The sequence below is a fragment of the Streptomyces sp. NPDC001153 genome (genome assembly GCF_053598315.1).
This window is the reverse complement of record NZ_JBSFJZ010000012.1, coordinates 1-13,578: the sequence shown is the minus strand read 5'-3', so window position 1 is coordinate 13,578 and position 13,578 is coordinate 1. Positions and strand designations below refer to the sequence as shown.

The window sequence follows — 13,578 nt, the reverse complement described above, 5'->3', positions numbered from 1 at the left end:
GCGGTCACCCGCGTAGTCACCCGCGACGATCTGCGCGGCCGTTACCGAAAGGACCTTTCAGCGTGAGCTTCGGCCCGCCTCCGTCGATGCACCCCCAGTCCGCGCCGGCGGCGGACCGGCCGCGGGCCGGTCGGCGCGGGCGCGTCCTCGGCACGGTCGCCGCGGTGGTGGCGGCGATCCTGTGCATCGGCGCCGGCCTGCTCTGGTACCACTCGGGCAGCCGCACGAAGGGGACCGACACCACGGGGGTCGAGCAGGCCCCGGACGCGATACGGGAGACCGTGGAGAAGGCCCCCGTCTCACCGGAGGGCCAGGTCGTCGTCCAGCACAACGAAGGCGGCCTCACCGGCAACCAGCAGCGGTTCGCGCCCGCCACCTGGGCCACGGACAAGATCGTCGCGCGGGCTCTCGCCGACCGCATCGAGGGCTACAGGATCGAGCCCGACCCCGACGGGACCGCGAAGGCGTGGACCCTCCAACTCGGCGGCCACGTCTGCGCCGTCAGCCGCGACGTCACCGCCGACGGCCGGACCGCCGTGGCCGTGGAACCCGGGCACACCGACACCCCCCAGAGCGGTGCCTGTGACGAGGTGCTCATGGTCGACCTCGGCACCGGCAAGAAGCTCTGGCAGGAGAAGGTGCCGGCGGCCGACGCCGCCTCCATCACCAGCACCGACATCTCCCTGGCGCGGGGCGTCGTGGCCATCGCCTGGGGCGAGGGGTCGGTGGCGTACGACATGGACAGCGGCAAGCGGCTGTGGAACACGCTCGGCACGTCCCAGTGCCACGACTCGGCCTACGCCGGCGGCGCGGCCCTGCTGGCCCTCGTCAAGTGCGGCGACTCCAGCGCCCCCACCTACCGGGTGGAGAAGCTCGAGCCGCGCACCGGCAAGGTTCTGTGGCGGTACTCGGTCAGCAACGGTCTACGGAGCATCTACCTGCCGTCGGCCGACCCGCCCGTGATCGCCGTCGAGGCGGGGGACTACCGGGTCACGGACCTGATCACTCTGGATCCGAAGAACGGCGCGCGGCTGGCCACCATCTCGATGAACGGCTACGACCCCAAGTGCGGCGGCAACGTCGAGGGCTACTTCGACGCCGTCGACAAGTGCTACGCCATGGTGGTCGGCCGCGACCGGGTCTTCGTCATGAGCAAGGACACCGCGGACGTCGTCAGGAAGCCCGAGAACCAGATCACCGCCTTCGACCTCAAGAAGGGCACCGCCGTCGCCAAGTTCGAGGGCCGGCCCTTCCAGCGGGTCGTTCCCGTCCGCATGAACGGCGACGACCTGATCATTTTTCGTACCACCGAGGACGACGTCCAGCCGGCCGCCGTGGTGGACTGGAACCTCCGGACCGACAAGGAGACCCCGTACCTCCTGTTCCACCTCCCGGCGGACGACCAGGGTGAACTCAGTGACCCGGAGCAGTCGGACATCCTGTACGAACAGGGACACGCCTTCTTCGCCCGCCGCATGCTGACACGCGACGTCGTCCATCCGAAGAACCCGGTGCTGTCGGTGATCGGAGTCGGCAGTGCGGGGCTGAAGCACTGACGTGCGAAGGGGGCGGCACGCACGCGTGCCGCCCCCTTCGCGATGTCGCTCACTGCCCCGCAAGCCCCCCGTTCCGCTCCGACGGCTCCAGATCGAACTCCCCGTCCCGCGCCCCCAGTACGAACGCCCGCCACTCCGCCTCGGTGTAACGCAGCACGGTGGCGTGGTCGAGGGAGGAGCGCATCGCCACCGCCCCGCCGGGCAGGTAGGCGATCTCGACCCGCTCCTCGTGCTCCTCCGTGCCCGGCGCGCAGTGCCACTCCACGCCGGAGATGTCGAGCGCGTACAGCTCGTCCCGTTCCCGCTCCTTGCGCGCCTTGACGTCTTCCTGCGATTCCGGCGCCGGTGCCCCGGCGCTCGTGCCCTGTGTCTCGGCCATGGTGAAGCGGCCCCCTTCGGCTCACGGACAGCGTTGCGCTGTCACCCTACTGGGACGGCACGCGCGCGTACGGTGAAACAGCCTGGTCAACGCCCGGAGGAGTGTGGACAACGGTCGTCGTCCTGGTCGTCGTGATCGCGGCCCTCCTGGTCTGGAACGCCCGACGCGACCGGCGACCGCGACCGGTGACACGGACGGCCGAACCGTGCTGGTACCCTGAGTGACGGCCGTTTGTGTACGCACCCCCGGAGCCCTTCGAAAAGGTTCTGGAGGCCGCGCCCAGCGGATCCCGCCTCCCGAGTAACGGAAGCTCCCCCGAGACGTAGACCGGGGGCACTCGGTGGCACTCAACAGACTATGAGGAGTACGCGTGTCGCTCGACGCCGCTACGAAGAAGCAGATCATCGCCGAGTTCGGTACCAAGGAGGGTGACACCGGCTCCCCCGAGGTCCAGGTCGCTCTGCTCTCCCGTCGGATCTCCGACCTGACGGAGCACCTCAAGACCCACAAGCACGACCACCACTCCCGTCGTGGCCTGCTGATCCTGGTCGGTCAGCGCCGTCGCCTGCTGCAGTACCTGGCGAAGAAGGACATCCAGCGCTTCCGTACGCTGGTCGACCGCCTCGGCATCCGCCGTGGTGCGGCTGGCGCCAAGTAAGACGCCGTGAAGGGAGCGGTTCCCGGCAGGACCCCGGGACCGCTCCCTTCGTCGTACGTGCGAGGTCTTCCTCGCGCATGCGGAAACGTGCGGAGTGTCACTCACGCTTTGTAGTGTGGTAGCACAACGCAATACGCACGACACAGCACGACAACGCACGACAACGAACGACGAGAAGCGCACCTCGCCGCCGCCGGTCCTCGGTAGTGGCCCCCGGGGGAAGCGAGCCCCGGGTGCTTCGATCGAAGACCGGCCCGCACCAGACGGCGCGCTTCTCCACCACCGTCCCCCTGCCACACGGGCAGCCAAGGGACGAAAGACGATATGTAACGGAGAAAACGCTAGTGGAGAACGAGACCCACTACGCCGAGGCCGTCATCGACAACGGCGCCTTCGGCACCCGCACGATCCGCTTCGAGACGGGCCGTCTGGCCAAGCAGGCCGCCGGTTCCGCCGTGGCGTACCTGGACGACGACACCATGGTGCTGTCGGCCACCACCGCCTCCAAGAACCCCAAGGACCAGCTCGACTTCTTCCCGCTCACGGTAGACGTCGAGGAGCGGATGTACGCGGCCGGGAAGATCCCCGGCAGCTTCTTCCGCCGTGAGGGCCGGCCGTCCGAGGACGCCATCCTCACCTGCCGCCTGATCGACCGCCCGCTGCGCCCGTCCTTCAAGAAGGGCCTGCGCAACGAGATCCAGGTCGTCTGCACGGTCATGGCGCTCAACCCCGACCACCTGTACGACGTCGTCGCGATCAACGCCGCGTCCGCGTCCACGCAGCTGGCCGGTCTGCCCTTCTCCGGCCCGATCGGCGGCGTCCGCGTCGCGCTGATCCGCGGCCAGTGGGTCGCGTTCCCCACGCACACCGAGCTCGAGGACGCCGTCTTCGACATGGTGGTCGCGGGCCGCGTCCTGGAGGACGGCGACGTCGCGATCATGATGGTGGAGGCCGAGGCCACCGACAACACCATCAAGCTGGTCGAGGGCGGCACCGAGGCGCCGACCGAGGAGGTCGTCGCCGCCGGTCTGGAGGCTGCCAAGCCCTTCATCAAGGTCCTGTGCCGCGCCCAGTCCGACCTCGCCGCCAAGGCCGCCAAGCCGACCGGCGAGTTCCCGATCTTCCTGGACTACCAGGACGACGTCCTGGAGGCCCTGACCGCCGCGGTCAAGCCCGAGCTCGCCCAGGCGCTCACCATCGCCGGCAAGCAGGAGCGCGAGGCCGAGCTGGACCGCGTCAAGGGGCTCGCCGCCGAGAAGCTCCTGCCGGAGTTCGAGGGCCGCGAGAAGGAGATCTCCGCCGCGTACCGCTCGCTGACCAAGACCCTGGTCCGTGAGCGCGTCATCAAGGAGAAGAAGCGCATCGACGGCCGCGGTGTAACCGACATCCGCACGCTGGCCGCCGAGGTCGAGGCCATTCCGCGGGTGCACGGCTCCGCGCTGTTCGAGCGTGGCGAGACCCAGATCCTGGGCGTCACCACCCTCAACATGCTCCGCATGGAGCAGCAGCTGGACACCCTCTCCCCGGTGACCCGCAAGCGCTACATGCACAACTACAACTTCCCGCCGTACTCCACCGGTGAGACCGGCCGCGTCGGCTCCCCGAAGCGCCGCGAGATCGGCCACGGCGCCCTCGCCGAGCGCGCGCTCGTGCCGGTGCTGCCCACGCGCGAGGAGTTCCCCTACGCGATCCGCCAGGTGTCCGAGGCCCTCGGCTCCAACGGCTCGACGTCCATGGGCTCCGTCTGCGCCTCCACCATGTCGCTGCTGAACGCCGGTGTGCCGCTGAAGGCCCCCGTCGCCGGTATCGCCATGGGTCTGATCTCCCAGGAGATCGACGGCGAGACGCACTACGTCACCCTCACCGACATCCTCGGTGCGGAGGACGCCTTCGGCGACATGGACTTCAAGGTCGCCGGCACCAAGGAGTTCGTGACCGCCCTCCAGCTCGACACCAAGCTGGACGGCATCCCGGCCTCCGTCCTGGCCGCGGCCCTCAAGCAGGCCCGCGACGCCCGCCTCCACATCCTCGACGTGATGATGGAGGCCATCGACCGGCCCGACGAGATGAGCCCGCACGCCCCGCGGATCATCACCGTCAAGATCCCGGTCGACAAGATCGGTGAGGTCATCGGCCCCAAGGGCAAGATGATCAACCAGATCCAGGAGGACACCGGCGCCGAGATCACCATCGAGGACGACGGCACGATCTACATCGGTGCCGCCGACGGCCCCTCCGCCGAGGCCGCCCGCGCCACGATCAACGGCATCGCCAACCCGACGATGCCCGAGGTCGGCGAGCGCTACCTCGGTACGGTCGTCAAGACGACCACCTTCGGTGCGTTCGTCTCCCTGCTGCCCGGCAAGGACGGTCTGCTGCACATCTCGCAGATCCGCAAGCTGGCCGGCGGCAAGCGCGTGGAGAACGTCGAGGACGTCCTCGGCGTGGGCCAGAAGGTCCAGGTCGAGATCGCCGAGATCGACTCCCGCGGCAAGCTCTCCCTCGTTCCCGTGATCGAGGGCGAGGAAGGCTCCGACGAGAACAAGGACGACGCCGAGCAGTGACGTCCCGTAGCTCCAAGGTGACGGCCCGCCCCTCTTCGGAGGCGCGGGCCGTCGCCCGTACCCAAACCCTCATCAAGGGCCAGAACGGCATCGGCACGGTCCGCAAGACCACCCTCCCGGGCGGCCTGCGCATCGTCACCGAGACCCTGCCCTCGGTCCGCTCCGCCACCTTCGGCATCTGGGCGCACGTCGGCTCCCGCGACGAGACGGCGGCCCTGAACGGCGCCACGCACTACCTGGAGCACCTGCTCTTCAAGGGCACGCAGAAGCGCAGCGCGCTGGACATCTCCTCCGCCATCGACGCCGTCGGCGGCGAGATGAACGCGTTCACGGCCAAGGAGTACACGTGCTACTACGCGCGCGTGCTCGACACCGACCTGCCGCTCGCCATCGACGTGGTCTGCGACATGCTGACCGGCTCGCTCATCGTCGAGGAGGACGTCGACGTCGAGCGCGGCGCGATCCTCGAAGAGATCGCCATGACCGAGGACGACCCGGGCGACTGTGTGCACGACCTGTTCGCGCACACCATGTTCGGCGACAACGCCCTCGGCCGCCCGGTCCTCGGCACGGTCGACACGGTCAACGCCCTCACCGCCGACCGCATCCGCCGCTTCTACAGGAAGCACTACGACCCCACCCACCTGGTGGTCGCCTGCGCCGGCAACATCGACCACAACAAGGTCGTACGGCAGGTCCGCGCGGCCTTCGAGAAGGCCGGTGCCTTCAAGAACCTGGACGCACGGCCCGTCGGCCCGCGCGACGGCAGCCGTACGATCCGCACCTCCGGCAAGGTCGAGCTGCTCGGCCGGAAGACCGAGCAGGCGCACGTCGTCCTCGGCATGCCGGGCCTCGCCCGCACCGACGACCGCCGCTGGGCCATGGGCGTGCTCAACACCGCCCTCGGCGGCGGCATGTCCTCCCGCCTCTTCCAGGAGGTCCGGGAGAAGCGCGGCCTGGCCTACAGCGTGTACTCGTACACCTCCGGCTTCGCCGACTGCGGCCTGTTCGGCGTGTACGCCGGCTGCCGGCCGAGCCAGGTGCACGACGTGCTGAAGATCTGCCGCGACGAACTCGACCACGTCGCCGTCAACGGCCTCACCGACGACGAGATCGCCCGCGCCATCGGCCAGCTCCAGGGCTCCACCGTCCTCGGCCTGGAGGACACCGGCGCGCTGATGAACCGCATCGGCAAGAGCGAGCTGTGCTGGGGCGAGCAGATGTCCGTCGACGACATGCTGGACCGCATAGCGGCGGTCACCCCGGACGAGGTCCGCTCGGTCGCCCGCGACATCCTGGGACAGCGCCCGTCGCTGTCGGTCATCGGCCCGCTCAAGGACAAGCAGGCCGCGCGGCTGCACGACGCCGTCGCCTAACCACCTCCCGGTCACCCCTAAGGAAGCAAGAGATGAGCAAGCTGCGCGTGGCGGTCCTCGGTGCCAGGGGCCGGATCGGCTCCGAGGCGGTCAAGGCGGTCGAGGCCGCCGAGGACATGGAGCTGGTCGCCGCCCTCGGCCGGGGCGACAAGCTCCAGACCCTGGCGGAGACCGGCGCCCAGGTCGCCGTGGAGCTGACCACCCCCGACTCCGTCATGGACAACCTCGACTTCTGCGTGCACCATGGCATCCACGCGGTCGTGGGCACGACCGGCTGGACCGAGGAGCGCCTCGCGCAGCTGACGGGCTGGCTCGCGGAGTCCCCGGAGACCGGTGTGCTCATCGCGCCGAACTTCTCCATCGGCGCGGTCCTGACGATGAAGTTCGCGCAGATCGCCGCGCCGTACTTCGAGTCGGTCGAGGTCGTCGAGCTGCACCACCCCAAGAAGGTGGACGCGCCGAGCGGTACGGCCACGCGCACGGCCCAGCTCATCGCCGAGGCCCGCCGGGCCGCCGGTACGGCCCCGGCGCCGGACGCCACGGTGACCGCCCTGGACGGCGCGCGGGGCGCCAGCGTCGACGGGATCCCGGTCCACGCCGTACGCCTGCGCGGCCTCCTGGCCCACCAGGAGGTGCTGCTCGGCGGCGAGGGCGAGACCCTCACCATCCGCCACGACTCCCTGCACCACAGCAGCTTCATGCCGGGCATCCTGCTCGGCGCCCGCCGCGTCGTGACCACTCCGGGCCTGACCTTCGGCCTGGAGCACTTCCTGGACCTGAGCTGAGTACAGAGTCTCCGATGCGCGCGAAGATCACCTACCTCGTCACGGCCGCCGTCCTGGTCTTCTACTTCGTCCTGGTCGGCAGCCGCGGCGTGATGCTCATCCAGTCCGGCACGGTCCTCACCGTCACCTTCGGGGTCGCGGTGCTGATCCTGCCGGTCATCGGCCTGTGGTTCCTGTGGAAGAACACCCAGTTCGTCCGCAGGGCCAACGCCCTGGCCGCCGAACTCGACGCCCAGGGCGGCCTGCCGGTCGACGAGCTGAAACGCCTGCCCAGCGGCCGGATCGACCGCGACTCGGCCGACGAGGTCTTCGCCCGTCGCAAGGCCGAGACCGAGGCGTCCCCCGACGACTGGCGCTGCTGGTTCCGGCTCGCCGTCGCCTACCACGACGCCCGCGACACCCCGCGCGCCCGCAAGGCGATGCAGAGGGCCATCGCCCTGCACGACGGCAGGCCGGCCGAGGCCTAGGCACCGGTTCTCACCGCCCGGGAATGCTGCCCCCGCCGTCCACGCCGAGCTGCTGCCCGGTGATGAACCCGGCGTCCTCGCTCAGCAGGAAGGCGATCGCCGCGGCCACCTCCTCCGGGCGGCCGAAGCGGCCCGCGGGCACCGAGCGCAGCACCCTGGCCTCTTCCGCGCCGCCCACGGGGTGCGAGGCGCGGAAGAGGGCGGTCTCCACCGGACCGGGAGCCACCGCGTTGACCGTCACCCCGTCCGCCGCCAGCTCCAGCGCCCAGGTCCGGGTCAGGCCCACGAGCGCGCTCTTGGCCGCCGCGTAACTGCTGCGCCGGCGCGCGCCGTGCACGGAGCGGCTGGTCACATTGACGATCCGGCCCCAGCCGCGCTCGCGCATCCCGCCGACGCAGGCCTGGGTGACCTGAACGGCGGTGCGCACATTCAGGTCGTACACGGCCCGCAGGGTGTCGAACGTGATCTCGCCCAGCGGTTCCGGCACGGCGATGCCGACGTTGTTGACGACCGCGTCCACGCGCTCCGCCCGTGTCACGGTCTCCAGCAACGCGCGGGTGGCTTCCGCATCGGCGAGGTCGCAGGCGTGCAGCACGCCCGGGAAATCACCGTCCGGGGCGCTGCGGGCGACTCCCAGCACCCGGTGTCCCCGGGCGGCGAGGCGGTGTGCGGTGGCCAGGCCGATCCCCTTCGACGCTCCGGTGATCAGCACGGTACGTCCGGACAACAGCGGTCTCCCTTCCCTGCGCGTGAACACCTCACGGCCGATGCCTCCACCGGCCCTGCGTGCCGTGCCCCCGGCCCGGGACGCCGAAGGAAGCCGCCCCGCAGCATCCGGACCGCCCCTCCGGGATGGTCCGGGGTCAGTGGGGGCGGTTCTCCGCGGCCCACGCCTCCACGGTGTCCGCGGCACGGTCGAAGGCGACCGGGCGGCCCAGGAAGTCCAGGGTGTGCGTGGTGATCAGTGGCTCGGTGTCCTCGGCCGGCCGGTCCTTGCGTACCAGCGCCAGCGCCTGCCCCTGCACCGTCCGCGGCAGCCCCAGCCAGCGCACCGGCTGCTGCACCGTCCGCACCGAGACCACCCGCGCCCACGGCACCGTACGCGTCACCAGGAAGCCGACGTGGCGCAGCCCGCGCCCGCTCACCCACACGCCCATGCGCAGCAGCCGCAGTGCGCCGGCGATCACCACGAGCCCCGCGACGAGGATCGCGCCGGCGGAGGACACCGAGCCGGTCAGGGCGATGACCACCGCCGCGAACAGCACGAAGGAGGCGAGCAGCAGCACCAGCGCCGCCACAGCCACACGCCAGGGACCGGGCCGGTAGGGGCGCCGCCAGCGCTCCCGGTCGTCGTACGGCAGCGCACTCTCGGAAGCGGCCTCGAACGTGCGGTCGGCCGTCAGGAAGGACAGGGGCACGGCTGGTCCTCATTCGCATGCGTGCGTGGGCTGTGCCCGGTGAGGTTATCCGCCGCTGTTCCCGCCCACCACCCTGGGCAGCCGGAAGAGTCAGTGCCCCTGCGAGGCCTGGGACTGCTGCGTCGGCGTACTGGACGGCGTGGACATCGCCGGCATACCGAGGATCAGGGCCCCCACCAGCCCGGCGACGAGGGTGAGCCCCAGCAGCGAGCGCCCGGCTATCTCCCCGAAGGACGCCCGCGGACGGGGCGGGGGAGTGACATTGCTGCGGAACCTGTCCGTCTGGGCCAGGAAGGCGAAGGGTACGGGCTCGCGCCGACGGAACATCGCGGTACGTCTCCTTTCGGGGTCGAACGACTGGGTGTCACCGGTACAGACGCTCGAGTGACACAAAAGGTGCCCATGTCGGAAAAAATCCGTGGTGGGATTTTTGAGGTCCGGTACCGCCGTGGGTGGCCGGGTACTGCGTGGCCCGGGCGGGCGCCCCGTAAGGTGGGCGCGAACCACAGCTGTGATGGGAAGGACCCCAACCCCCGTGACCACCCCCGAGTCGCTCACGTTCCGCAGTGACGTCACCGTCGACCTGGTGAAGTCCAGTGCTTCGGACGCCGACGTCCTCTTCGCCGCGCGCGTCTCCACCGCCGGCGAGCAGTCCCTGGACGAGCTGAAGAAGGACCCCGAGCGCTCCAAGGGGCTGATCAACTACCTGATGCGCGACCGGCACGGCAGCCCGTTCGAGCACAACTCGATGACGTTCTTCATCAGTGCCCCGATCTTCGTCTTCCGCGAGTTCATGCGGCACCGCGTCGGCTGGTCCTACAACGAGGAGTCCGGCCGCTACCGCGAGCTCCAGCCGGTCTTCTACGTCCCCGGCACCGACCGCAAGCTGGTCCAGGAGGGCCGCCCCGGCAAGTACGTCTTCGTCGAGGGCACCCCGGCCCAGCACGACGCGGTCACCAGCACCCTGCGGGAGTCGTACGAGCAGGCGTACACGGCCTACCAGAAGATGCTCGCCGAGGGCGTCGCCCGTGAGGTCGCCCGCGCGGCCCTCCCCGTCGGCCTCTACTCCTCGATGTACGCCACCTGCAACGCCCGCTCCCTGATGCACTTCCTCGGCCTGCGCACCCAGCACGAGCTGGCCAAGGTGCCGTCCTTCCCGCAGCGGGAGATCGAGATGGTCGGCGAGAAGATGGAGGCGGAGTGGGCGAAGCTCATGCCGCTGACGTACGCCGCCTTCAACGCGAACGGGCGCGTGGCTCCGTAAGCACGGGTGCGTGACCCCGTAAGAAAGGCCTACGAAGCCCTGTTCCCCCATCAGGAACGGATGTACGGATCAGCCGCGCGAAGTGTCCGTATTGCGGCATTTGGAGAAGTTCATCTAGCCTGATCAAACGGACCCGGCACTGCTTGAACCCCCGAGCAGGCAGTGCCGGGCTCCGCATTTGTCCTGACTTTCCCGACCCCCCGAGGGCAGACCGCACAGGGAGCACCGAGTAGCGTGTTACCCATGGCTCCGACCTCGACTCCGCAGACCCCCTTCGGGCGGGTCCTCACCGCCATGGTCACGCCCTTCACGGCGGACGGCGCACTCGACCTCGACGGCGCGCAGCGGCTCGCCACGCACCTGGTGGACGCAGGCAACGACGGCCTGATCATCAACGGCACCACCGGCGAGTCCCCCACCACCAGTGACGCGGAGAAATCGGACCTCGTACGGGCCGTCCTGGAGGCCGTCGGCGACCGTGCCCACGTCGTCGCCGGCGTCGGCACCAACGACACCCACCACAGCATCGAGCTGGCCCGCCAGGCCGAGCACGTCGGCGCCCACGGCCTGCTGGTCGTCACGCCGTACTACAACAAGCCCCCGCAGGAGGGCCTGTACCGGCACTTCACGGCCGTCGCCGACGCCACCGGGCTGCCGGTCATGCTCTACGACATCCCCGGCCGCAGCGGCGTCCCGATCAACACCGAGACCCTCGTCCGGCTCGCCGAGCACCCCCGGATCGTCGCCAACAAGGACGCCAAGGGGGACCTCGGCCGCGCCAGCTGGGCCATCGCCCAGTCCGGCCTCGCCTGGTACTCCGGCGACGACATGCTGAACCTCCCGCTGCTCTCCGTGGGCGCGGTCGGCTTCGTCTCGGTCGTCGGCCACCTGGTCACGCCGGACCTCCGCGCCCTCGTCGAGGCGTACGCGTCCGGTGACGTCGTCAAGGCCACCGAGATCCACCAGAAGCTGCTCCCGGTCTACACCGGCATGTTCCGCACCCAGGGCGTCATGACCACCAAGGCCGCGCTCGCCCTCCAGGGACTGCCCGCGGGCCCGCTGCGCTCGCCCATGGTCGAGTGCTCGCCCGAGGAGATCGCCCAGCTCAAGATCGATCTTGCCGCCGGCGGGGTACAGCTCTGACAACGGACTTGGCACCACACGGGCTTCACAACTGAAGAGCAACTGAAGAACAACAGAAGAAGCGGGCCACCGGTGCCCGCACCCCACAACGACAACTGCTTCTGCACGAACGTCTCACGCGCCACGTGCCCGACCGGTACGTGGCGCGTGTGGTGAGGAGAGTCTTTTGAGTCATCCGCATCCCGAACTCGGCCCGCCTCCGCCACTCCCGGAGGGCGGCCTGCGCGTCACCCCGCTCGGCGGTCTCGGTGAGATCGGCCGAAACATGACGGTCTTCGAGTACGGCGGCCGCCTGCTGATCGTCGACTGCGGAGTGCTCTTCCCCGAGGAGGAGCAGCCCGGAATCGACCTGATCCTGCCGGACTTCTCGTCCGTCCGGGACCGTCTCGACGACATCGAGGGCATCGTCCTCACGCACGGCCACGAGGACCACATCGGCGGTGTCCCGTTCCTGCTCCGCGAGAAGCCGGACATCCCGCTGATCGGCTCCAAGCTGACCCTCGCCCTGATCGAGGCCAAGCTCCAGGAACACCGGATCCGCCCGTACACCCTCGAGGTGGCCGAGGGCCGGCGTGAGCGCGTCGGCCCCTTCGACTGCGAGTTCATCGCCGTCAACCACTCCATCCCGGACGCGCTGGCCGTCGCCATCCGCACCCCCGCCGGCATGGTGGTGCACACCGGCGACTTCAAGATGGACCAGCTACCGCTGGACAACCGCCTCACCGACCTGCACGCCTTCGCCCGGCTGAGCGAGGAGGGCATCGACCTCCTGCTCACCGACTCCACGAACGCCGAGGTCCCGGGCTTCACTCCGCACGAGCGCGACATCTCCAACGTGCTGCGGCAGGTCTTCGCCGGCGCCCGCAAGCGGATCATCGTGGCGAGCTTCGCCAGCCACTTCCACCGCATCCAGCAGATCCTGGACGCGGCCCACGAATACGGCCGCCGGGTCGCCTTCGTCGGCCGCTCCATGGTCCGCAACATGGGCATCGCGAGGGACCTGGGGTACCTGAAGGTGCCCCCGGGACTGGTCGTGGACGTGAAGACGCTGGACGACCTCCCCGACCACGAGGTGGTCCTGGTCTGCACGGGCTCCCAGGGCGAACCGATGGCGGCGCTGTCGAGGATGGCGAACAGGGATCACCAGATCCGGATCGTCGACGGCGACACGGTCATCCTGGCGTCCTCACTCATCCCCGGAAACGAGAACGCCGTCTACCGGGTCATCAACGGTCTGACCCGCTGGGGCGCCAATGTCGTGCACAAGGGCAACGCCAAGGTGCATGTTTCCGGCCACGCGTCCGCGGGCGAGCTGCTGTACTTCTACAACATCTGCCGCCCGAAGAACCTCATGCCCGTCCACGGCGAATGGCGCCACCTGCGCGCCAACGCCGAGCTGGGCGCGCTGACGGGCGTCCCGCACGACCGGATCGTCATCGCCGAGGACGGCGTTGCTGTCGACCTGGTCGAGGGCAAGGCCAAGATCTCCGGCAAGGTCCAGGCGGGTTACGTCTACGTCGACGGCCTCTCCGTCGGCGACGTCGGCGAGCCGGCCCTCAAGGACCGCAAGATCCTCGGCGACGAGGGCATCATCTCGGTCTTCGTCGTCGTGGACTCGTCCACCGGCAAGATCACCGGTGGCCCGCACGTCCAGGCGCGCGGCTCCGGCATCGAGGACTCGGCCTTCGCCGACGTCATCCCGAAGATCACGGAAGTGCTGGAGCGGTCCGCCCAGGACGGCGTCGTGGAGCCGCACCAGCTCCAGCAACTCATCCGGCGCACCCTCGGCAAGTGGGTCTCGGACACCTATCGCCGCAGGCCGATGATCCTCCCTGTGGTCGTGGAGGTCTGACGGTCCGTCGGAGCATCACCCGAGCGGGGGGGGGGGGGGGGGGGGGGGGGGGCGCCCCCCCCGAAAGGTGATTGGGCGGCCCCCCCCCGCCCACCCCCCCCAAAACCCCCGCGAAA

Annotated in this window: 13 protein-coding genes; 9 read left to right on the top strand and 4 right to left on the bottom strand. The window is 69.7% G+C overall.

The window, feature by feature from the left end; translation table 11 throughout:
* Positions 1-62: 62 nt before the first annotated feature.
* Entirely contained in the window at positions 63-1,556 is a 1,494-nt protein-coding gene (locus tag ACWDEN_RS15550; RefSeq protein ID WP_351613930.1) for an outer membrane protein assembly factor BamB family protein, read from the top strand.
* A 49-nt stretch (positions 1,557-1,605) separates the two neighbouring features.
* Here the strand turns inward: ACWDEN_RS15550 and ACWDEN_RS15545 are convergent, their stop codons facing one another.
* Positions 1,606-1,935, bottom strand: coding sequence for a DUF397 domain-containing protein (locus tag ACWDEN_RS15545; protein ID WP_351613932.1), 330 nt, complete (start codon positions 1,933-1,935; stop codon positions 1,606-1,608).
* A 370-nt stretch (positions 1,936-2,305) separates the two neighbouring features.
* Between ACWDEN_RS15545 and rpsO the strand changes: the two genes are divergently transcribed.
* The 5 genes from rpsO (at position 2,306) to ACWDEN_RS15520 (ending at position 7,785) form a co-directional block, all read left to right on the top strand.
* A complete protein-coding gene (gene rpsO / locus ACWDEN_RS15540) occupies positions 2,306-2,593 on the top strand; it encodes a 30S ribosomal protein S15 (protein WP_030619140.1) in 288 nt (95 codons plus the stop codon).
* Between the two features lie 344 nt (positions 2,594-2,937).
* Positions 2,938-5,157: a polyribonucleotide nucleotidyltransferase gene (locus ACWDEN_RS15535; protein ID WP_351613933.1), complete on the top strand. Its 2,220-nt coding sequence runs from the start codon at positions 2,938-2,940 to the stop codon at positions 5,155-5,157.
* Complete coding sequence (locus tag ACWDEN_RS15530) at positions 5,154-6,533, top strand: M16 family metallopeptidase (RefSeq protein WP_351613935.1); 1,380 nt, start codon at positions 5,154-5,156, stop codon at positions 6,531-6,533. Before ACWDEN_RS15535 ends, ACWDEN_RS15530 begins: the two co-directional genes overlap by 4 nt.
* A 32-nt stretch (positions 6,534-6,565) precedes the next feature.
* Complete coding sequence (dapB, locus tag ACWDEN_RS15525; RefSeq protein ID WP_351613938.1) at positions 6,566-7,318, top strand: 4-hydroxy-tetrahydrodipicolinate reductase; 753 nt, start codon at positions 6,566-6,568, stop codon at positions 7,316-7,318.
* Positions 7,319-7,332: 14 nt separating this feature from the next.
* A complete protein-coding gene (locus tag ACWDEN_RS15520) occupies positions 7,333-7,785 on the top strand; it encodes a tetratricopeptide repeat protein (protein WP_351613941.1) in 453 nt (150 codons plus the stop codon).
* 10 nt (positions 7,786-7,795) lie between these two features.
* Here ACWDEN_RS15520 and ACWDEN_RS15515 read toward each other — a convergent pair whose 3' ends face one another.
* From ACWDEN_RS15515 to ACWDEN_RS15505, 3 genes are all read right to left on the bottom strand, one after another.
* Complete coding sequence (locus ACWDEN_RS15515; RefSeq protein ID WP_351613944.1) at positions 7,796-8,512, bottom strand: SDR family oxidoreductase; 717 nt, start codon at positions 8,510-8,512, stop codon at positions 7,796-7,798.
* Positions 8,513-8,648: 136 nt separating this feature from the next.
* On the bottom strand, positions 8,649-9,203 hold the full coding sequence (locus ACWDEN_RS15510) for a hypothetical protein (protein WP_351613947.1): 555 nt from the start codon (positions 9,201-9,203) through the stop codon (positions 8,649-8,651).
* Positions 9,204-9,293: 90 nt separating this feature from the next.
* Entirely contained in the window at positions 9,294-9,530 is a 237-nt protein-coding gene (locus ACWDEN_RS15505; protein ID WP_351613949.1) for a hypothetical protein, read from the bottom strand.
* Between the two features lie 187 nt (positions 9,531-9,717).
* On the opposite strand from ACWDEN_RS15505, the gene thyX reads away from it, so the two are divergent.
* From thyX to ACWDEN_RS15490, 3 genes are all read left to right on the top strand, one after another.
* Complete coding sequence (gene thyX / locus ACWDEN_RS15500) at positions 9,718-10,467, top strand: FAD-dependent thymidylate synthase (RefSeq protein WP_351613951.1); 750 nt, start codon at positions 9,718-9,720, stop codon at positions 10,465-10,467.
* A gap of 243 nt (positions 10,468-10,710) precedes the next feature.
* Positions 10,711-11,610, top strand: coding sequence for a 4-hydroxy-tetrahydrodipicolinate synthase (gene dapA, locus ACWDEN_RS15495; RefSeq protein WP_351613954.1), 900 nt, complete (start codon positions 10,711-10,713; stop codon positions 11,608-11,610).
* 166 nt (positions 11,611-11,776) lie between these two features.
* Positions 11,777-13,462, top strand: coding sequence for a ribonuclease J (locus ACWDEN_RS15490; RefSeq protein ID WP_450859383.1), 1,686 nt, complete (start codon positions 11,777-11,779; stop codon positions 13,460-13,462).
* The last annotated feature ends 116 nt before the right edge of the window (positions 13,463-13,578 follow it).